We start from the raw sequence: 20,185 nt of genomic DNA on the forward strand, positions 1-20,185 counted from the left end.
AAGCTGCGCAAAATATATGGAGAAAAGAGTAGAAGCATTGAACCTTTATTTACATAAAGGGGACTTTATCGATGATCGCAGCGAGACAGAGAGTCGATAAAAATCCAGGCGAAAAACAATAACCCTTACCACAATATTATTTTCAGCATCTGAAAATAATCAGGCAAACTAAATGATAACGCGCTGGTATAAAACCAACGCGTATTTTTACCGATAAGGGTAATGAAGACGGCCACCCGAAGGTGGCCGTTAGAACCCGGTAGCGCTTCGCTTATCAGGCCAGTGAAACCGAGACAGCTTTAGCGGTGAGACGCCAGCGGCTGTTCCGTCATTGGCGGGTGGTGCTTTTCCGGATCTTTAATCAGTACCCACAGGATGATGGCGCCGATAATATCGAACAGACTGAGTGCAATGAAGAACGGGCCGTAACCGATAATAGCGACCAATGCCCCCATAAACAGGTTGAAGCTTAACTGTCCCATCCATGCCGCAGATCCTGCCAGACCGGCAACCGTCGCGACCTCATTTTTCTTGAACAGGTCAGCGCTCATGGTAATCACAACGGTAGACAGCGTCTGGTGCGCAAAACCGCCAATACTCATCAATGCAATGGCGACATACGGGTTAGTCGTAATGCTGACAAAACCGATCGAAATCATCAAAACAGCGCCGATGGTAAAGCTACAACGACGCGCATTGATCGTGGTCATGTGCATCTTTTCCATGAAGAACTTCGCCAGGAAACCGCCTGCAACGCAGCCAAAGTCCGCCGCCAGGAACGGCAGCCAGGCAAACATGGCGATCTCTTTTAACGGCAGATGCATCACGTTAATCAGATACAGCGGCATCCAGAAACTCAGCGTTCCCCATGCCGGGTCAGCCAGAAAACGGGTAATCGCCAACGCCCAGAAGTTACGCTTTTTAACGATCTCTTTAACGGCCGGTTTTTTATTATCGTCCTGGAGATAGCTTTCCTGGCCGTCTTCGATATAACGCAGCTCTTTGTGGGTGATCCACGGGTGTTTATTTGGCGAGTTATAAATCAGGAACCAGGTGATGGCGAACAGCACGCCGATCCCACCGGTAATCACAAACGCCATTTCAGTACCGATGCCGCTATCAGCAAAGGTCAGCATCGCCCAGACCACCAGCGGCGGCGCCAGCATCGCACCAATCGAAGTACCGATATTAAACAGGCCCCCCGCAATACCGCGTTCTTTCGTCGGGAACCATTCGGCGCTGGCTTTAATCCCGGCCGGAATCGCTGACGCTTCGGTTAGCCCCATCAGACCACGCAGAAATGCCAGGCTTATCCAGCCGCCGGCCAGCGCGTGCGCCATGTTAATCAGCGACCATAACAAGGCAAAGATAAAGAAGCCGATTTTCAGTCCGATGACATCCATCAAATAGCCGGTGATCGGCTGCGCAATGGTGTAACAAAGCTGGAAGGCGCTCACCACCCAGGAATATTGTTGCTCATCAAAATGGAGTTCTTTCATCATCGCTGGCGCCGCAACGCTAAGCGAGCTACGGGACAGGTAGTTTACGATGGTCCCTACGCAGACCAGGCCGATAATCCACCATCTTAATTTTGTCATCTTCATGATAAAGCCTCGTTAAAAAACATTAGCTCCGCGCCGTCTGACCTGTAGCGGGAAAACTGAAATCACAAAATTGGTTGACCAATCAATATTTTCGCATCCGGACCGGTCAAAATCAGGCGGCAACTCCCGCCCTTAATATTCTTGAAATAAATACATCAACTCATTTCAAGTTGAATGGTGAATGCTTTTCACCCAGCAAAAATTGACACAGATCAAATAAATAAAATTGGCAGACCGTGAATGATGATATTTGTGATTTGGTTAGCCAATTTAGACAATAAGGTTGACATGAGAAAAATTTTGGTTGAATTTAGGGGGCAGAACGGGTTTACAAAGCACGTTTCGATGTTGGCTGGCAATGGGTCAACCACGAAGACGTTATCGCAAGAAGAGGAAACGAGATATGAAACAAACCTGGCGCTGGTACGGACCTAACGACCCGGTAACGCTGTCAGATGTACGCCAGGCTGGCGCAACCGGCGTGGTAACGGCGTTACACCATATCCCGAATGGAGAAATTTGGTCGGTAGACGAGATCCAGAAACGTAAAGCAATCGTTGAAGAGGCGGGTCTGGAGTGGTCTGTGGTAGAGAGCGTACCTATCCACGAAGACATCAAAACCCACACCGGTCAGTACGATTTATGGATCAAAAACTACCAGCAAACGCTGCGTAACCTGGCGCAATGCGGTATCTATACGGTTTGCTATAACTTTATGCCGGTGCTGGACTGGACACGTACGGATCTGGAATACGTATTACCGGATGGTTCCAAAGCGTTGCGTTTTGACCAGATTGAATTCGCCGCGTTCGAACTGCACATCCTGAAGCGTCCGGGAGCAGAAGCCGACTATACGGCAGAAGAGATTGCTCAGGCAGAGCGGCGTTTCGCCACCATGAGCGAGGAAGACAAAGCACGTCTGACCCGCAACATTATTGCCGGTTTACCTGGCGCGGAAGAAGGCTATACGCTGGATCAGTTCCGTCAACACCTGGCGACGTATAAAGATATCGATAAAGCAAAACTGCGTGAACATTTTGCCTATTTCCTGAAAGCCATTATTCCGGTTGCCGACGAGGTTGGCGTGCGTATGGCCGTTCACCCTGACGATCCGCCGCGCCCTATTCTCGGCCTGCCGCGCATTGTCTCTACCATTGAAGACATGCAATGGATGGTGGAAACCGTTAATAGCATGGCGAACGGCTTCACCATGTGTACCGGATCTTACGGCGTGCGCGCCGACAACGATCTGGTTGATATGATCAAACAGTTTGGTCCGCGCATCTACTTTACGCATCTGCGCTCTACGCTGCGCGAAGAGAATCCGAAGACCTTCCACGAGGCCGCCCATTTGCACGGCGATGTGGATATGTATGAAGTCGTTAAAGCGATTGTGGAAGAAGAGCACCGTCGTAAAGCCGAAGGTAGCGACGATCTGATCCCAATGCGCCCGGACCACGGTCATCAGATGCTGGACGATCTGAAGAAGAAAACGAATCCGGGTTATTCCGCCATTGGCCGTCTGAAAGGGCTTGCGGAAGTCCGCGGCGTCGAACTGGCTATCCAGCGCGCTTTCTTTAGCAAATAACCTTCTTTCGCATGGCGCGACGCGTCATGCGATTTCCCCTACTCAATGCAATAGCAACATGCCTCGCCCCGGAGATCGCGGGCGAAGACGTCGAATGACAGGAGTTTGCAATGGAACAGAATATCGCCACCGCCCAGGTTTCCGTCGCCCGCCCAAACTGGGACAAATCACGTCTGGTATCCCGTATTGTGCATCTGGGCTGCGGGGCGTTTCACCGCGCGCACCAGGCGCTCTTTACCCATCATCTACTGGAAAAGAGCGACAGCGACTGGGGCATTTGTGAAGTGAACCTGATGCCGGGTAACGACGCGCGGCTGATCGCGAACCTGAAAGCGCAAAATCTGCTGTACACCGTTGCAGAACGCGGCGCAGAAAGCACCGAACTGAAAATTATCGGTTCAATGAAAGAAGCGCTGCACCCTGAATTCGACGGCCATGCAGGGATTCTGGCGGCAATGGCGCGCCCGGAAACCGCCATCGTCTCCTTAACCGTGACCGAAAAAGGCTACTGCACCGACCCCGCCAGCGGCGAGCTTGATGTCAATAACCCGCTGATCCAAAACGATCTTGCCCATCCACAGCAGCCTAAATCCGCCATTGGCTATATTGTCGAAGCGCTAAACATGCGCCGGGAGCAAGGACTGAAAGCTTTTACCGTGCTGTCGTGCGATAACGTACGCGAGAATGGTCACGTCGCGAAGGCTGCCGTCCTCGGCCTGGCAAAAGCTCGCGATGCCGCCCTCGCCGCATGGATTGCCGACAATGTGACCTTCCCCTGCACCATGGTTGACCGTATTGTTCCGGCAGCGACCGAAGAGACGCTACAACTGGTTGCCGACCAGTTAGGGGTTTATGATCCTTGCGCTATCGCCTGCGAACCCTTCCGCCAGTGGGTCATCGAAGATAACTTTGTGAATGGTCGCCCGGACTGGGACACCGTCGGCGCGCAATTCGTTGCAGATGTCGTACCGTTTGAAATGATGAAGCTGCGTATGCTTAACGGCAGTCACTCTTTCCTCGCCTATCTGGGTTATCTCGGCGGGTATGACACTATCGCCGATACCATGACCAACCCGGCTTACCGTCGCGCGGCGCTGGCGCTGATGCTTGATGAACAAGCGCCGACGTTGTCAATGCCGGAAGGCACCGATCTGGAAGGGTATGCGAATTTGTTGATCGCGCGTTTCACTAACCCCTCGTTGAAACACCGCACCTGGCAGATCGCGATGGATGGCAGTCAGAAACTGCCGCAGCGTTTGTTGGACCCGGTGCGCCTGCACTTGCAACAGGGCGATGACTATCGCCGCCTGACGCTGGGCGTCGCCGGATGGATGCGTTACGTCGGCGGTGTCGATGAGCAAGGTAAAACCATTGATGTCGTCGATCCGCTGCTCGCGCAGTATCAGGCGATTCATCAGCAATATCAGACGCCGGAAGAACGCGTTCGCGGGCTACTGGCCATCGAGTCTATCTTTGGCAACGACCTGCCGAAGAACCACGAATTTGTGCAAGCCGTTACCGACGCTTACCAACAGCTATTGCAGAATGGCGCGAAAGCCACGGTAGAAGCGCTGGCTAAGTAAGGAGATAAATCATGGCTACGTTTATGACTGAAGATTTTCTACTTAAAAACGACATTGCCCGCACGCTGTACCATAAATACGCCGCGCCCATGCCGATTTATGACTTCCACTGCCATTTAAGTCCGCAGGAAATCGCCGACGATCGCCGTTTCGATAACCTCGGTCAGATCTGGCTGGAAGGCGACCACTATAAATGGCGAGCGCTACGAAGCGCAGGCGTGGATGAGTCGCTGATCACCGGCAAAGAGACCAGCGATTATGAAAAATATATGGCCTGGGCCAATACCGTACCAAAAACGCTGGGTAATCCGTTGTATCACTGGACGCACCTTGAACTACGCCGTCCATTTGGCATTACAGGTACGCTGTTCGGACCGGATACCGCGGAAAGTATCTGGACGCTGTGTAATGAGAAACTGGCGACGCCGGCCTTTTCCGCGCGCGGTATTATGCAGCAGATGAATGTGCGGATGGTCGGAACCACCGACGACCCGATAGATTCTCTGGAATATCACCGCCAGATAGCCGCCGACGACAGCATTGATATTGAAGTCGCGCCAAGCTGGCGCCCCGACAAAGTTTTCAAAATCGAACTGGACGGCTTTGTCGATTACCTGGGGAAACTGGAAGCGGCGGCAGATGTCAGCATTACCCGTTTCGACGATTTACGTCAGGCGCTCACTCGCCGTCTCGACCATTTCGCCGCCTGCGGCTGTCGCGCGTCCGATCATGGCATTGAAACGCTGCGATTTGCGCCGGTGCCCGACGACGCGCAGCTTGACGCCATTCTGGGCAAACGTCTGGCTGGCGAAACGCTGAGCGAACTTGAGATCGCCCAGTTTACCACGGCGGTGCTGGTCTGGCTGGGCCGTCAGTACGCCGCGCGCGGCTGGGTGATGCAGCTACATATTGGCGCGATCCGTAACAATAATACCCGGATGTTCCGCCAGCTGGGGCCGGATACCGGCTTTGACTCCATTGGCGATAATAACATTAGCTGGGCGCTCTCCCGTTTGCTCGACAGTATGGATGTGACCAATGAACTGCCCAAGACTATCCTCTATTGCCTGAACCCACGTGATAACGAAGTCCTGGCGACCATGATCGGTAACTTCCAGGGGCCGGGAATTGCCGGAAAAGTGCAGTTTGGTTCCGGCTGGTGGTTTAACGATCAGAAAGACGGGATGCTGCGCCAACTGGAGCAACTGTCGCAAATGGGACTGTTAAGTCAGTTTGTCGGGATGCTGACCGACTCCCGCAGTTTCCTTTCTTATACGCGACATGAATATTTCCGTCGTATTCTCTGTAACCTGCTGGGACAGTGGGCGCAGGACGGAGAGATTCCTGATGATGAAGCGATGCTAAGCCGTATGGTTCAGGATATCTGCTTCAATAATGCCCAGCGTTATTTCACGATTAAATAATCGCTATTAATCTGTGAGCACAGGTTTCAGGTATTTCAAGGGGCAGGAAGGCGGTAAGAGAGTGAGAAATTTAGCAGTAACGCATTTTTCCAGCCAAAGACTGACCACCGATAAAAAGCAAAGAGGTTGCTGATTAATCCCGAATCACTTACTAAGGTAAGTGATTCGGGTAAACAAACACAGCCATCTTTTGCGTCATGCTTTTTTTCTCTGTCCGGAATAACTCCAGTGCAGAAAGTGTGATACATCAGTCCTGTTGATGATGGCTCCTGTTGGTTATACGGTAATAACTCATGACTTCACACTGTGGTTTCCTTTAATAAATCGACAGCCAGCATTTCCAGCTGGTTAACCACCTCATTACTGGATCGCTCCATTCTGTCGAGTTCTTGCGACATCGCATTCATATCGCCTGCGGCAAAATAGTTCAGCGCAGAGTGACCAGCGGTATGCACCTCTTTATGCGGCGCTTCCAGACTACGGAAACTGTAGTAGTTGCTAAACTGCTGCCCTTCAAAACCGTAGTACCATTTCCCCAGCCGACACTGATCGTGCATCGTTATTTTACTGTTTATGTCTTTATTTAAGAGTAATTTGTAGACTTCCATTTTCCAGATAACATGGTCAACTTTGACAATATTCAAAAACTGCACCGTAGAGATGTACTGCATGACCGATTTCATGCTCAGCGATTTATCAATGACGATGCCAATAGACTCCACAATTTGATTTATGTTAGTCGTAATATTATCAATAACCGGCTGTTGGTTATCCAGCACCTCACTCACTCTGGCCGTATTATCTTTGATTACAGAGGTTAACGTACTGACGCTTTTCGAACTGTGTTTAACATCTTCGGACAGGTTTTTCACCTCTTTCGAAATAACGCTAAAACCACGCCCGGCATCCCCTACGCGCGCGGCCTCGATCGCGGAGTTAATCGCTATCAAATTGGTCTGGTTAGCGATCTTCTGTATCTCTTTAATACACGCATTAATTTGCGTTAAGGAGGTATTTAAGTCGCCCATACGACAGCCAATATCCGATGAAGTCGTGCCAATTTCGGTGATAAATTCCACGAGCGATTTTAATGAACTTCTGGCTTTATCATTCTGTTCATTAAGTTCATTAATGCGTTCTTTTTCAATGTTGAGCTGCTCACAGGATTTAATGATGGCATTACGAATGATATCGATCGTCGAGATCCCCATCAGAATTTTTTGACACAGTATCCGCTCATAAGGCTCAGGAGTATCCACCACCACGTCAGACGCATTAGCGCCAGATTCTGCTGCTGGCGGCGGTATTTTTACAACATTATTATTCCAGTGGCGCAAGCCTAATACTTTTTTAAACATATACCATTCTCCTTATTATATGTGGACATCCTGATCTATGCCTGGATAAAGTATTATCAACTCATGCTAACATAAGGAAAAATCGGCTGTCATCTGCCATAACCATACGTTCACCAGAATAAGACAAAACGTCCACCAAACTTAAATAATTACAAAGCAAACTATTCAACAATACCATTAATAGTCATGATGGAAGTCGCTTCGCTTTATACTGAAATATTATTTACAAGGCTGACAATAATAGCTGAATAATAATTAACTGCATTTACTTAGGTGTATCTATATCTCGGCCCGAAGATTGCAGACAGGGTTTAAACGCAAACTTTTGCAATAGAAAAATAACCTAACGTAAACTTTTTATATGACCAATAATATCATTTGGACTCATCAATATATTATGCTGTCCGTTTACCAGCCAAACAGGCATGACCTAAATCCAAAGGAATGGGGGCAGCGTAACCAGCCGCAAAAAGTATCGATTAGTCGAAAATCAGGAAACGGATGCGCCAACGCGGCGAGCGTCACCGCCTGCGTCAGAAAAGTTAAGAATAATTTGTGATATTATTTCTCATATGTTACCAGTAAATGGCAGGCTGATAGCCGTTCGCTGGTAAACACAACAGGCGGGATATCGGCACCCACGCCGATATCCCGACGAGAATGACCCCGTTACGCTTTGATGACGATTAACGGTTCAATATCGCTCTCTTTTTTAATGACTAATGAATCATCGCCGCGCAGGCACGTACCGCCGTAGTTACCGCCCACGGTAAACGTACAGACCTGAATATACTTCCCGGCGACCTTCGGCAGGCACCACAACTGCTGATAGATATTTTTCTGCGTGGCGAACTTGCCGCTGGTTTTATCCAGGAGCTCTTCCTGATGGCTCACCAAATCAATATTACTACCGCAACGTCCGGCAATCGGTTTTACCGCATAGCCGGTCTGCACCAGCTCATCGTTAACGGTAAAATCCGTGTCGAGCAAATAGCGATGATGCGGGAAGAGCGACCACAGGATGGGCAGGATCGCTTTGTTACCCGGGATCACCGTCCACAGCGGTTCAAACACCAACACTTCCGGGCGCAGTAATACATCAATCAGCCGGACTTCATTTTCCGGGTGCCCGGTACGAATAGGCACTGCGGCATACTCCGTCTCGCTGACTTCGCGTATCTGCTCCATCGCCGTTTCCCACGCCCAGGTTTTCCAGACACAATTCACCAGCCGTCCGTCGCCATCGATCAACTGCCCGGCGTCATCCCAGCGCAACTCGCCCAGCCCGCGGAGAATTTTGCTCGCGAAACCGGCCTGATGCAGCGCCTGCTGCATAAACTGCGCGTGATAGTCCTCCTCGATATCATCATCCTGCATGATATGGACGAAAGGACGCGCTTTACTGTGTTTCCAGGCGCCTGCCAGCTCGTTAATTAAGCCCTCCGCCGGGTTATGCCCTTTACCGGTATAGCCCTGCTCAGCCCATTTTTCGAGAATTAATCCCGCTTCGGTATGGCATGATGCGGAATCGGCATTGTATTCATAGACTTTCAGCCCGCGTTCATCCATGCAGAAATCCATACGACCGGTGATCATATGGTGACGACGGCGCTGCCAGGAGAGACGCAGGCGCGGCCAAAGAATTTTGGGGATATCGAATAGCGCCAGCAGATTATCGTCTTTTAAAACTTTGTCCGTGGCGTGCAGGTACATCAAATGCAACTCATTGGTCGCTTTGATAAGCTCCTGTTCAGCGCTCTCGGTGATGGTAAAATACTGGTACGGGTCCTGATTGATAACGTGCCCGTTCGCCTGTACATAGGCTTTTTGTAACGGATCGCGCTCATCCAGCCACTGACCGTCAAACTGACCTTTCTCTGGCAGTCTTGCGCCGCGAATCGCCAGCGACTGATTCGCGATGTCAGGCTGTGACAAACTGTATTGCGTGTCGTCGGTCTGGATCATCCAGCCTAAAATCGTCGTGTCATCAAAGGTGTCGCGCAGGGTGTAACACCCGTTTTCTACGACCATTTCCAGTTCGCGAGTCCACTGCTGCCCTGGCGGCAATGGCGTGTGGATAACGTTTTGCTCAGCAATACGAATTTTGTTATCCAGGAGTTGGGTGATAATCGCGACGTGCCCGGTTTCGTTAAACTCGCCGCCCTTTTGCCAGATGAGCAGCGCCCCAGCCTCCGGCGCGCGCGGCGAACCGTTCGGGAAGGCCTGCAAAGGCAAAATATTGTCATTCACGACCTCGCGCAGAAAACGTAGCGAGAAGATTTCCCAGGCCATGCCGACGTCAGTAAAAACAACGCCATAATTCAGAAAGAGAAAACGGCGGGCAAATTCCACGCACTGCCATTTATGCCCCATGTATTCATCGTCGATGTAGCTACGAAAAGCTGCGTCGTCGTCGTCCCACGGATCGAGGGAATTGTAATCTGAAGAGTAGATCGCTACGCCGCCGGGGGCGTAACCCAATAATGTCCCGAAGGGGGCATCCTGACTGGTGGTTCCTTTGCTCATGCACTTACCTCAAAACAAGACCGCCTGAGCAGCCTGGCGTGATTTCGCTCTGATTGTCTGCTCTGTGACACTAACCGGACAGAGGTCGACATAATCATACACCTCAATAAGGCACACTGAGGCCAGAAGGTTAAAATTTCACTCGCCGGAATGTCCCAATCGGTTAAATGTCCGACTAGCAAGCTGCTACACTGCTTCAACACCACCACTGTGAAGGCAGGTCAATATGGCAGATAATACTTATCAACCCGCAAAAGTCTGGACGTGGGATAAATCCGGCGGCGGCGCGTTCGCTAACATTAATCGCCCGGTTTCCGGCCCGACGCACGACAAAACGCTGCCCGTCGGCAAACATCCGTTACAGCTTTATTCGCTGGGGACGCCTAACGGCCAGAAAGTGACCATTATGCTGGAAGAGCTCCTGGCGCTGGGCGTGACCGGCGCCGAATATGACGCCTGGTTGATTCGCATCGGCGAGGGCGATCAGTTCTCCAGCGGCTTTGTTGACATCAATCCGAACTCAAAAATCCCGGCGCTGCGCGATCACTCACACAACCCGCCGATTCGGGTTTTTGAGTCGGGCGCAATTCTTGTTTATCTGGCGGATAAGTTTGACCATTTCCTGCCGCAGGATCTGGCTAAGCGCACAGAAACCCTTAACTGGTTGTTCTGGCTACAGGGCGCGGCGCCGTTCCTCGGTGGCGGTTTCGGTCATTTCTATCATTATGCGCCGGTAAAAATTGAGTACGCCATTAATCGCTTCACCATGGAAGCCAAGCGTCTGCTGGACGTGCTGGATAAGCAGTTAGCTCACCACCCGTATGTCGCGGGAGAAGAGTACACTATTGCCGATATGGCCATCTGGCCGTGGTTCGGCAACGTGGTGCTGGGGAATGTCTATGATGCAGCGGAGTTTCTGGATGCCGGAAGTTATCAAAACGTACAACGCTGGGCGAAACAGGTAGCCGAACGTCCGGCGGTAAAGCGGGGGCGCATTGTCAACCGGACCAACGGCCCATTGAACGAACAGCTTCACGAACGCCATGACGCCAGCGACTTCGAAAACAATACCGAAGATAAACGTCAAAGTTAAACCATGATGCCGGATGAGGTAGTAATGTCGTCATCCGGCATGGTATTCCCTGCTGACGCTTCGCTTATCAGTTCTGCGAGTGTGTCATATTCGGCGCTTCACTAAACCCATGTTGCATGAGAATCAACCTCGCCCGTGCTGATAGTAAAAAGTCGGCAAGCGTTTTTCCCTGCTCGCTCAGGCAGGCAAAGCCATATTCAGCCACGGGATTATAAGGTTCCGGGATATCAACCACTCGCAGCGAATTAACCAGCCGTAGCCTGGGAGCATAGCTGGCATAGCCGATAAAGATATCGGTGTAATCATGATTGATGAGCCATTCCGCTGCCAGCCGGCCCGCCGGTAACGGCAAAGTCTGCCTGCCGCCAACCAGCGCTACCGCGCGTTTTCGGACCGCTTCGCCCTCCTTGCCCATCCGCGAAAAAAGCTGCTGCGTATAATCGCCGGAAGGATCGCAACCTGCTGTTGAGGTGCCGATCCGCAGATCCCGCCGGGTTAATAGCGACAGCCAGTCCTCGCCTTCACGCATCGCCTGCGCCCGCACGCTCAGACACAAACGGTTCGTCGTAAAAGGCGCGACCCGCAGTGCCCGCCCGCTTTCCAGCAGCGCCTGCGGATGCGCCAGGTTCGCCGAAGCAAAAAAGTCGCATGCTTCGCCCGCTTCGATGCGTTCACGTAACAGCCCCGCCGGACCGAAATCACATACCGCATCCGCCTGAAACGCCGCCATTAGCTGCGGCCAGACGACGCGCAAGCTCCCCGCAGCCAGTATTCGCATTACTGTACACCCTGATAGTCAGTACGGTAAAAACGTTGATACCAGTCGTTAGCGGCCTTTTGCATGTCAATATCGTGGAATTTTTCCGGATAGAGTTTTTTCGCCATCCACAGTTCGCCGATTCCCACCGCCTCCGGCATCGGATATCCCCAGGCTTTGGCATAATCCGGCATCAGGTAAACCCGATGATGCTTCACCGCGTCAATGACCTGCCACTGGGGATTGTGCAGGATCTCATTGACGACCTTTGGATAGCGATTCTGGACAAAGATTACCTGTGGATCCCAGGCGATCACCTGCTCCATTGTCACCTGCTTAAAGCCTTTCACCGAGGATGCCGCTACATTCAGCGCCCCCGCATGGGCCATCATCAGACCGGTGTATTTACCGGAACCGTAGGTGGTCAGCTCCGGATTCGCCATATAGGCGCGAACTCGCTCATTTTCAGGAACCGACTGCAAACGGTCGCTGACCATCTTGCGACCTTTATCCATCGCCTCAATCAGCGCTTTCGCCTCCTGCGGTTTATTGACGATATCGCCAATCAGCGTTATTCCTTCACGCAGCCCACGATTATAAGCCTGCTCGTCATCGGCCAGGGTCGGGTTCATTTTAGCCTGCTCGCCAGCAACATCATGGCGCAGCGAAATCGCCACCACCGGAATGCCAAGACGGCTGATCTTGTCGATCATCTCCTGCGGAGCGTAATTCGTGACAAACACCACCTGCGGGCGCAGCGCCACCAGTTTTTCAGGATCAACGTGCGTTAGATCGCCCAGCGAGGCTTTTTGCGCCAGTTCCGGCGCCAGACGCGCATAGCCGTCGCCTAATTGCTGTTTCCAGTTCGCCATGACCCCAACGATTTTGTCAGTGGCATTCATCTGTACAAGGAGATTGAGCGTTTGATGCTGGAGCACCACCACTCTGTCGACGGTGTCGGGAACCGTGACCTGGCGGCCAAGTTGATCGGTAAAAGTACGCGCCGCCTGTGACATTAACGGCCAGCAAAAAAGCAACGCCAGCAGAGAGAGCTGGCGCAAAAATTTATTCATAGGTTTCGCCCCATAATCGATATATAAATAATTATACAACGATTATAGAGCGATATAATAGAGGTGATTAAGGGATCACGCGCTGGTGATGTCGTACTCCATGCGGCGCAGCGCATCTAACGTGGCTTTCGCTTCGTCTTCGTCAATGATGCTCATCGCAAAACCAACGTGTACCAATACCCATTGCCCTATCAGATCGGCTGGCTTACCTTCACAAATCAGAGCAATATTGACATCACGTTTGATGCCACACACTTCCACCTGCGCAAGCTGGTGAATATCATCTCCGACGGCCAGCACCTGACCGGGGACGCCAATACACATAGTTAACCACCTGAAATAAAATGCGGGTTATTCGACCTCAATACTTTTTACTTTCAACGAATCGCCGGTATCCACCCGCAGGCGATCGCCATGACAATGCGGACATTGCGCGTCATGCCTGAGAATTTCCACCACCTGACTGCAATCCCAGCACCAGGCCTGGGCCGGTCTGTAGTCGATGTGCAATTCGCACCCTTGCGCTAAAGTCCCCTGGCAGGCGATGTCAAAGCTGAAACGAACCGCGCGCTCTTCAACGCACGAAAGCGCGCCTATCTCCAGCCATACGCCGGTGACGCGCGCCACGCCGTGCTGTTCTGCCTGCTGCTGAATAATTTCAACGGCGCTTTGGCAAAGAGACAGCTCATGCATTCTCACAGCTCCGACGGCCAAACAGCAACGCACGCCGGCTTGTCTGCGGCGCATCAGGATTGCTTACCGGCAGGGATAGCAGCATCCGCGCGCAGTCATCCGCCAGCCGGACGCCCTCTTCCGGCGACAGGCTACGGGAAAGCGGCGACATCAACGAGCAGGCAAGATATTGCGAAACGCCTTCCAGCTCGCCAACGGTAAAGGTCATCGTGCCATAAGGCAGTTGCAGACCGAGTTTTTCACCGACGGTACGCCCGGGCCAGATCTGGTCCGGACCAGGGAAGATTAATGCGCTTAACATCCACGGCGTAATTACCGTGCCCGTCCATTGTCCTTCAAACAACGTAAAATCAGAGACATGCACAGGCATAGTCGGATGCAGAAACGAAAGATCGTGCATCGAACGATGGGCTATCTCTTCAAACGCCGCCTGAACCCGGGCGACGGGCGCCGTGTCGAATCCGGAAAACGTTTCAGACATGCGCCGTCTCCTTAGGAATTGCTTCGACGCCGGATTCACGCAGCGCAGCAAGAACCTGCTCAAGCGCAGGTTCAATCATCGCCTCGACGGTTGGCGTTAAGCCGATGTGCGGTTCCAGCGACTGTGGAATAACGCCGACCAGGGTCAACTTCTTCGGAAACTCGCCGGTAAAGCGGAGGGCCGACAATACGTCGGCCAGTCCAAGCTGATGGGGGGAGATTTTGTTGGTGAACAACGCCGGAACTTCATCGTCGCGCAGTACCATAATGGTTCCCGGCGCGTTCTTTTTCGACACGATGGCGTCGGCAATGATCAAATGATCCCGATTCGCCATATCGCCAAGAAGTTCCATTCCCGCCGTACCGCCATCCAGAATCTCAACGAAATCCGGCAGGGTGTATCGTTGCTCTAACGCTTCAACAATACGCACCCCGATGGCTTCATCGGTCAGCAAAATATTGCCGACCCCTAAGACTAATATCCGCATTACAAAACCTTCACCGAGACCACTTCATTGCCATCGGCGTCCACCACGTGCACCGCGCACGCCATGCAAGGGTCGAAGGAGTGGATGGTACGTACCACTTCCAGCGGCTTCGCCGGATCGGCGATCGGCGTACCGACCAGCGACTGTTCGTACGGCCCCACGTCATCGTTGAAGTTACGCGGACCTGAGTTCCATGTCGATGGCACCACTGCCTGATAGTTACTGATAATACCGTCTTTAATCACCATCCAGTGAGACAGCATACCGCGCGGCGCCTCCAGGAAGCCCACGCCTTTGAACTCGCCCGTCGCCGGAATGTTCGGCTTCACAAACGTGGTGTAATCGCCTTTGCCGATATTTACAATCAGCGCGTTGTATTGATCCTGCAATATGTTTTGCAGTTCACAACAGTGAACGGTACGCCCGATGATACGACCCAGCGTAGAGTGAAGTTGCGCCATTTCCAGCGTTTTGCCGGTCAGCTTCTGATAAAGCGCAATGATTTCATTGAGCTTGGCCTGGGTGGATTCACGACCTGCAGCCAGTTTACACAGCATGTTCGCCAGCGGCCCGACTTCGACGGTTTTGCCGTAGAATGTCGGCGACTTGACCCATGAGTATTTACCGTCATCCGACCAACCGTCGTAAGCCGGGATCGTAGTGCCTTCCCACGGCGCCTGCGGCGCTTCATCTTTGTACCAGGCGTGCTTCGCGCTCTCCTGAATACCTTTAATCAGGAATTCGTCGGAGTGAGAGGTGATCGGACGGTATGTCGACAGATCGGCATTGGTAATGTAACCGCCCGGGAACAGGAAACTGCCGTTTTTACCGTCGGTCGGGAATTCCGGCGCGCTCAGGTAGTTCACCGCGCCTTTGCCGCGCTCCAGCCATTCCGGATAGTAGGCCGCGATGACTGCGGTATCCACTTTATACACCTGCTCGACAAAATCGCTCAGCTTATCGATAAACGATTTGATGTACATCAGGCGTTCAAGGTTCAACGTACCGATACTGTCGAGATTGATCGGGTTCGCCACCCCACCGACCGCCAGGTTCTGGATATGCGGCGATTTACCGCCCAGCAACGCCACCACGCGGTTAGCGTCACGCTGACATTCCAGCGCCTGCAGATAGTGAGCGACCGCAATCAGGTTGACCTCCGGCGGTAACTGCATTGCCGGGTGCCCCCAGTAGCCGTTGGCGAAAATACCTAACTGACCGCTGGCGACAAGATCCTTGATCTTGTTCTGAACTTTCGTGAACTCTTGCGCGCTGTTCAGGTGCCAGCTCGACACGCCATCCAGCATCGCGGAGGCTTTTTCCGGATCGGCTTTCAACGCAGAGGTAATGTCCACCCAGTCCAGCGCAGAGAGCTGGTAGAAATGGACAATGTGGTCATGGGTGGTATGCGCCGCCAGAATAATATTACGGATATACTGCGCGTTGACGGGAACATCAATATTCAGTGCGCTTTCTGCCGCACGAACGGAGGAGATCGCGTGAGTTGTCGTACAAACGCCGCAAATACGCTGCACAATCATCCACGCATCGCGCGGATCGCGGTTCTTCACAATCTCTTCCATACCGCGCCACATAGTGCCGGACGCCCATGCTTTGGATACGACGCCGTTCTCAATTTCGCAGTCAATGCGTAAATGACCCTCAATACGGGTTACCGGATCAATAGTAATTCTCTGGCTCATGCTTTGCTCGCCTCATGACGATTATGATCGTTTTGTTTTAAAGGAGGAAGTATCGGCAGTAGACGAATGAGTACGATGTATGCACAAATCTCAATAGCCACAAAACCAATAGAAATCAACAATTCTTCCCAGGTTGGGAAGTAGTGGTAGCCGCCACCCGGGTTGAATGCCACCAGCGAATAGGTCAGACGCCACGTCGCGCAGCCCAACAGCGCGCTTAGCGCCGACAGGTACAGCATACGAGAGTCATTACGCAGTTTCGCCACACGCAGCACCACTAACGGGAAGACCATCAGGACGACTTCAATCCAGAACATAGCGGAGTAAAAATCGCCGGCAAACGCATAGGACAGCTTGTCGCGATAAATCAGTTCGCCAAAGCGCAGGACGACGAAAATCGCCAGCAGCACGCTGATGGTATTCGTCAGCTTAACAAACAAATTTTTCTCATCCGGACCGTTTCCTTTCAGGCCAGCCTGAACCAGCGACCCCTCAAATATGACAATGGAGAAGCCCATGATAAACGCGGTCAGAACCGAGAACAGCGGCAGCATTTCATAGCTTTGCCATAGCGGATGCACTTTATAGCCCGCCGAGATCATCAATGACCCCATTGAGGACTGGTGCATCGTCGGCAGCAGCGCGCCCAGCGCGATAATAAAGAACATCACCTTATTCAGACGCTTGAGCGACACTTTCCAGCCCAGACGTTCAAACAGGGCAGGCGCAAACTCCAGCGCCATCACGCCGATGTAGATGGTCATACAGACCGCCGTCTCAAACAGTACCGAGTTCACGTTGAAGTGACCTGGAATGTAGAAGTACGGCAGGTTCCAGTAACGACCGACGTCGATAGTGATCGACAGGCCGCCCAGCGAGTAACCAAACAAGCTTGCCAGCAACGCCGGGCGCACCAACGGATGGTATTGCCCACGGTTAAAGACATACACCGCCCATGCCAACGCCCAACCGCCACAGGCAAAGCCGGTGCCGATCAACAGGTCAAAGGCAATCCAGACGCCCCACGGGAAACCGCCGTTCAGGTCGGAAACGGAGCCCAACCCGAAGACCAGACGCTTCACGATAAGGAGCATACACAGGACGATTAACGGTCCAAAAATAATGACCGGTTTACTGATGATTTTTCCGCCCAGCGGTTTTGGATCATGACTCATGATCGTCTCCTCCATCGTGATGGTCGTTTTTGCTATTACGACGAACCAGCACGGTTAAGCCCGCCAGCGCAGCCAGGGGTAGTATCATGCCTTTATAAAGCGTGTGTTGAACATGCTCGGAGCGCGCTCCGGTTGAAAGGTCATCCAGCTTCGGCAGATCCAGATCTTCATAAGGAACGCCTGTCAGCACCAGCACCTGAGTACCACCGCCCTCTTTTTCACCGTAGAGGTGTGGGTAGTATTTAGGCACCGTATGCAGATAGGTGTCGTCCGTTTTCAACGTCTGGCGCGGATAGTGATATTCACTGCCTGGTTTGAGGGCCAGACGTTTTTTCGCTTCCGCCATCAGCTCTTCACGAGTACCGAAAATGACGGCCCCTGCCGGACAAACTTCCACACACCCAGGCAAACCGCCTTTATCCAGACGCTCAACGCCTTTCTGGTTACACAGCTCACATTTGTGAAGCGCGCCAAACGGGTTGTTGTAGTCGTACTTAGGTACGTTGTACGGACAGGCGACCATACAGTAACGGCAGCCGGTGCAGACATCTTTGTCATAGTGGACGATGCCGGTTTTCGGATCTTTTTTCAGCGCCGACACCGGACAAACGGAAACGCAGTTAGGATCGACGCAGTGCATACACTGTTTCTTGATGTAGGCATAGCCGTTCTCTTCCTGATCTTTGTTCACGCCCGTACCGCTACGCCATACCTGAATAATGTTATTGGTATACGGCGACAGCTTGTCGTTGTTCGACCAGGTCTGCTCCCCTTCCGGGTTACGCGCCGGGAAGTTGATATCCTGACACTTTGTGACGCAGGCCTGACAGCCCACGCACAGAGTGGAGTCATACAGCATACCCAGCGAACCTGGAATCGGCGGACGGTTTTCTGCAGCCGCATGGCTGACAGACGGCGCGGCGCCCAACAGCAATGCTCCACCGGAGGCTGCTTTAATAAAGTCACGTCTGTTCACGGTTATTCTCCCCGTGAGTCAGCGTTATCTTTCTTTTGCTGACGCCCCAGTTCACGTACCGCCATCACGCTGACGCCGGCAACCAGACCGACTACGCCGCCAAGCAGACCGACAGCGCCCGCAGAGATATTGCCGCCTTCTTTCATATTGACGTCAGGTTTCTCTGAACGCGGAGTTTGGTTTTCGACATGAGCAAGCTGGTGAATGCCCTTATGGAAGCCGATACCTTCTTCGTTACAGCCATAGCAAGGATGGCCGATCGCCACTGGCCAGACGCCGCCAACGTCACAGAACTGTAACGTAGAACAGTTGCCCCAGGTTTCCGGCCCTTTACAGCCAAGATGGTAGAGACACCAGCCCTGACGGTGGCCTTCGTCGCCAAATTCTTTGGCAAAACGGCCTGCGTCGAAGTGTGGACGACGTTCGCAATGCTCATGAATCAGACGGCCATAGGCAAAGGTTGGACGATTTTTCGCATCCAGCTTCGGCGGCGTGCCGTAAGTGATGATATGCGCGACGGTCGCCAGGAAGTTATGCGGGTTTGGCGGACAACCTGGAATATTGATAACCGTTTTGCCCGGTAAGACTTCCTGCAGACTGACAGCGCCGGTTGGGTTTACGCCAGCCGCAGCAACGCCACCCCATGCCGAGCAGGAACCGATAGCGATAATCGCGGCTGCGCCGTCGGCGGCTTTGCGGATGTGATCCACGATCGGCTCGCCGGCAACCATGCAGTAGATACCGTTATCTTTTAGTGGGATAGAACCATCCACCACCAGAACATATTGCCCTTTATACTTCTCCAGAGCGTTATGTTTGTTTTCTTCGACCTGGTGACCGAATGCGGCGGAAAGTACCTCGTGGTATTCCAGAGAGATAGTCTCCAGAACGAGGTTTTCAACGGTTGGGTGTGTAGCACGAAGCAGTGATTCGGTACAACCGGTACACTCCTGAGCGCCAATCCAGATAACGGGCGGACGCTGTGGATTGGATACCGATTCTGCCATTTCTGCGGCGGCTTTGCTACTGAGCCCCATAGTAGCGGCCAGTGCTGCACAAAGCTTCATGAAATCACGACGGTTAATGCCGTGAGAAGTGATGAGAGTATTATCTCCAGTCATTTTATAGTTATTCCGTTACGAAGACCTGGCTTTTATTTTGCACTGTTCGCGAAGAAGTTATTGCGATCGGTACGCCATTTACCACACTTTTTTTATGGTTATGTGCGCCATAATACTTCGACGGAACAGTAAAACGAAGGGAAGAGGCGATAGTGTAATTAATTAAAGCAAGATAATACCCCTGTTGGATCAACCTTCGAGTCGATAACCGGCCATAAAGAAGCGAACCGCCATCCCGGAATGATTCTCTTTAAAGAAATCCATCACCATTTCTTTATCCAGACCATAGCGACGCGTCAGAATTCCGGCCTCCCACGCGCTAAGTTGACGATCGCCGGTCTTTTCGAACATACGGTGTGTAAAACCCAATACAAAGCCACGTTTATACTCAGAACAGAAATTCACCGCATGATGCGCGCTATATGCATATGGCGCGTGCAACCCAGCCATTAACCCTTTCCCAAAATGACTATTCATCTGACCTCCTTAGACGCTATATAATAAATTATATAGCGTCTAGTTAAATGAAGGCCAGCGCATTAC

The 20,185-nt window shown here is 52.2% G+C and carries 18 protein-coding genes; 4 read left to right on the top strand and 14 right to left on the bottom strand.

Annotated features, from left to right (window positions below):
* Positions 1-299 precede the first annotated feature (299 nt).
* The gene (locus ACLJPQ_RS19205; protein WP_000784371.1) at positions 300-1,604 is read right to left on the bottom strand and encodes an MFS transporter; all 1,305 of its coding nucleotides are present in this window, start codon (positions 1,602-1,604) and stop codon (positions 300-302) included.
* A gap of 403 nt (positions 1,605-2,007) precedes the next feature.
* Between ACLJPQ_RS19205 and uxuA the strand changes: the two genes are divergently transcribed.
* From uxuA to uxaC, 3 genes are all read left to right on the top strand, one after another.
* Entirely contained in the window at positions 2,008-3,192 is a 1,185-nt protein-coding gene (uxuA, locus tag ACLJPQ_RS19210) for a mannonate dehydratase (protein WP_000815487.1), read from the top strand.
* A gap of 110 nt (positions 3,193-3,302) precedes the next feature.
* Complete coding sequence (locus tag ACLJPQ_RS19215; protein WP_000437132.1) at positions 3,303-4,775, top strand: fructuronate reductase; 1,473 nt, start codon at positions 3,303-3,305, stop codon at positions 4,773-4,775.
* Positions 4,776-4,786: 11 nt separating this feature from the next.
* Positions 4,787-6,199 carry a glucuronate isomerase gene (uxaC, locus tag ACLJPQ_RS19220; RefSeq protein WP_080184796.1) on the top strand — a complete coding sequence of 471 codons (1,413 nt, stop codon included), beginning with the start codon at positions 4,787-4,789 and terminating at the stop codon, positions 6,197-6,199.
* Between the two features lie 299 nt (positions 6,200-6,498).
* Here the strand turns inward: uxaC and ACLJPQ_RS19225 are convergent, their stop codons facing one another.
* Positions 6,499-7,557: a methyl-accepting chemotaxis protein gene (locus tag ACLJPQ_RS19225; protein WP_000475247.1), complete on the bottom strand. Its 1,059-nt coding sequence runs from the start codon at positions 7,555-7,557 to the stop codon at positions 6,499-6,501.
* A gap of 669 nt (positions 7,558-8,226) precedes the next feature.
* Positions 8,227-10,083 (bottom strand): bifunctional glutathionylspermidine amidase/synthase, encoded by a 1,857-nt coding sequence (gene gss, locus ACLJPQ_RS19230; protein ID WP_000033690.1) that lies wholly within the window; start codon positions 10,081-10,083, stop codon positions 8,227-8,229.
* A gap of 226 nt (positions 10,084-10,309) precedes the next feature.
* Here gss and yghU point away from each other — a divergent pair, with 226 nt between their 5' ends.
* Complete coding sequence (gene yghU, locus ACLJPQ_RS19235) at positions 10,310-11,176, top strand: glutathione-dependent disulfide-bond oxidoreductase (protein WP_080184797.1); 867 nt, start codon at positions 10,310-10,312, stop codon at positions 11,174-11,176.
* 67 nt (positions 11,177-11,243) lie between these two features.
* On the opposite strand, the gene ACLJPQ_RS19240 is transcribed toward yghU, so the two are convergent.
* The 11 genes from ACLJPQ_RS19240 to ACLJPQ_RS19290 all read right to left on the bottom strand — a co-directional run bounded on the left by ACLJPQ_RS19240 (position 11,244) and on the right by ACLJPQ_RS19290 (position 20,119).
* Entirely contained in the window at positions 11,244-11,954 is a 711-nt protein-coding gene (locus ACLJPQ_RS19240; protein WP_001220941.1) for a molybdate ABC transporter substrate-binding protein, read from the bottom strand.
* Positions 11,954-13,006 (bottom strand): ABC transporter substrate-binding protein, encoded by a 1,053-nt coding sequence (locus ACLJPQ_RS19245; RefSeq protein ID WP_080184798.1) that lies wholly within the window; start codon positions 13,004-13,006, stop codon positions 11,954-11,956. Before ACLJPQ_RS19245 ends, ACLJPQ_RS19240 begins: the two co-directional genes overlap by 1 nt.
* Positions 13,007-13,081: 75 nt before the next feature.
* A complete protein-coding gene (hybG, locus tag ACLJPQ_RS19250) occupies positions 13,082-13,330 on the bottom strand; it encodes a hydrogenase maturation factor HybG (protein WP_000334887.1) in 249 nt (82 codons plus the stop codon).
* Positions 13,331-13,357: 27 nt separating this feature from the next.
* Positions 13,358-13,699 (bottom strand): hydrogenase maturation nickel metallochaperone HypA, encoded by a 342-nt coding sequence (gene hypA / locus ACLJPQ_RS19255; RefSeq protein WP_000544945.1) that lies wholly within the window; start codon positions 13,697-13,699, stop codon positions 13,358-13,360.
* Positions 13,692-14,180 carry a hydrogenase-2 assembly chaperone gene (gene hybE, locus ACLJPQ_RS19260; protein WP_000004951.1) on the bottom strand — a complete coding sequence of 163 codons (489 nt, stop codon included), beginning with the start codon at positions 14,178-14,180 and terminating at the stop codon, positions 13,692-13,694. Before hybE ends, hypA begins: the two co-directional genes overlap by 8 nt.
* A complete protein-coding gene (locus ACLJPQ_RS19265) occupies positions 14,173-14,667 on the bottom strand; it encodes a HyaD/HybD family hydrogenase maturation endopeptidase (RefSeq protein ID WP_001221960.1) in 495 nt (164 codons plus the stop codon). The genes hybE and ACLJPQ_RS19265 overlap by 8 nt, the downstream gene beginning before the upstream one ends.
* Positions 14,667-16,370: a hydrogenase 2 large subunit gene (gene hybC, locus ACLJPQ_RS19270; protein WP_000083043.1), complete on the bottom strand. Its 1,704-nt coding sequence runs from the start codon at positions 16,368-16,370 to the stop codon at positions 14,667-14,669. The genes ACLJPQ_RS19265 and hybC overlap by 1 nt, the downstream gene beginning before the upstream one ends.
* Positions 16,367-17,545 (bottom strand): Ni/Fe-hydrogenase cytochrome b subunit, encoded by a 1,179-nt coding sequence (hybB, locus tag ACLJPQ_RS19275; protein WP_000017678.1) that lies wholly within the window; start codon positions 17,543-17,545, stop codon positions 16,367-16,369. The genes hybC and hybB overlap by 4 nt, the downstream gene beginning before the upstream one ends.
* Positions 17,535-18,521: a hydrogenase 2 operon protein HybA gene (hybA, locus tag ACLJPQ_RS19280; RefSeq protein ID WP_001081721.1), complete on the bottom strand. Its 987-nt coding sequence runs from the start codon at positions 18,519-18,521 to the stop codon at positions 17,535-17,537. Before hybA ends, hybB begins: the two co-directional genes overlap by 11 nt.
* Positions 18,522-18,523: 2 nt before the next feature.
* Positions 18,524-19,642, bottom strand: coding sequence for a hydrogenase 2 small subunit (hybO, locus tag ACLJPQ_RS19285; RefSeq protein ID WP_000145429.1), 1,119 nt, complete (start codon positions 19,640-19,642; stop codon positions 18,524-18,526).
* 189 nt (positions 19,643-19,831) lie between these two features.
* Positions 19,832-20,119 carry a DUF2623 family protein gene (locus ACLJPQ_RS19290; RefSeq protein WP_080184799.1) on the bottom strand — a complete coding sequence of 96 codons (288 nt, stop codon included), beginning with the start codon at positions 20,117-20,119 and terminating at the stop codon, positions 19,832-19,834.
* Positions 20,120-20,185 lie beyond the last annotated feature (66 nt).

This window comes from Salmonella sp. SAL04213, from assembly GCF_046550535.1.
GTDB lineage: Bacteria > Pseudomonadota > Gammaproteobacteria > Enterobacterales > Enterobacteriaceae > Salmonella > Salmonella enterica.

What these genes read in the sequence shown, in the direction of transcription:
- ACLJPQ_RS19205 (WP_000784371.1), bottom strand. Translation starts at nt 1,604, where the DNA reads ATGAAGATGACAAAATTAAGATGGTGGATTATCGGCCTGGTCTGCGTA.
- uxuA (WP_000815487.1), top strand. Translation starts at nt 2,008, where the DNA reads ATGAAACAAACCTGGCGCTGGTACGGACCTAACGACCCGGTAACGCTG.
- ACLJPQ_RS19215 (WP_000437132.1), top strand. Translation starts at nt 3,303, where the DNA reads ATGGAACAGAATATCGCCACCGCCCAGGTTTCCGTCGCCCGCCCAAAC.
- uxaC (WP_080184796.1), top strand. Translation starts at nt 4,787, where the DNA reads ATGGCTACGTTTATGACTGAAGATTTTCTACTTAAAAACGACATTGCC.
- ACLJPQ_RS19225 (WP_000475247.1), bottom strand. Translation starts at nt 7,557, where the DNA reads ATGTTTAAAAAAGTATTAGGCTTGCGCCACTGGAATAATAATGTTGTA.
- gss (WP_000033690.1), bottom strand. Translation starts at nt 10,083, where the DNA reads ATGAGCAAAGGAACCACCAGTCAGGATGCCCCCTTCGGGACATTATTG.
- yghU (WP_080184797.1), top strand. Translation starts at nt 10,310, where the DNA reads ATGGCAGATAATACTTATCAACCCGCAAAAGTCTGGACGTGGGATAAA.
- ACLJPQ_RS19240 (WP_001220941.1), bottom strand. Translation starts at nt 11,954, where the DNA reads ATGCGAATACTGGCTGCGGGGAGCTTGCGCGTCGTCTGGCCGCAGCTA.
- ACLJPQ_RS19245 (WP_080184798.1), bottom strand. Translation starts at nt 13,006, where the DNA reads ATGAATAAATTTTTGCGCCAGCTCTCTCTGCTGGCGTTGCTTTTTTGC.
- hybG (WP_000334887.1), bottom strand. Translation starts at nt 13,330, where the DNA reads ATGTGTATTGGCGTCCCCGGTCAGGTGCTGGCCGTCGGAGATGATATT.
- hypA (WP_000544945.1), bottom strand. Translation starts at nt 13,699, where the DNA reads ATGCATGAGCTGTCTCTTTGCCAAAGCGCCGTTGAAATTATTCAGCAG.
- hybE (WP_000004951.1), bottom strand. Translation starts at nt 14,180, where the DNA reads ATGTCTGAAACGTTTTCCGGATTCGACACGGCGCCCGTCGCCCGGGTT.
- ACLJPQ_RS19265 (WP_001221960.1), bottom strand. Translation starts at nt 14,667, where the DNA reads ATGCGGATATTAGTCTTAGGGGTCGGCAATATTTTGCTGACCGATGAA.
- hybC (WP_000083043.1), bottom strand. Translation starts at nt 16,370, where the DNA reads ATGAGCCAGAGAATTACTATTGATCCGGTAACCCGTATTGAGGGTCAT.
- hybB (WP_000017678.1), bottom strand. Translation starts at nt 17,545, where the DNA reads ATGAGTCATGATCCAAAACCGCTGGGCGGAAAAATCATCAGTAAACCG.
- hybO (WP_000145429.1), bottom strand. Translation starts at nt 19,642, where the DNA reads ATGACTGGAGATAATACTCTCATCACTTCTCACGGCATTAACCGTCGT.
- ACLJPQ_RS19290 (WP_080184799.1), bottom strand. Translation starts at nt 20,119, where the DNA reads ATGAATAGTCATTTTGGGAAAGGGTTAATGGCTGGGTTGCACGCGCCA.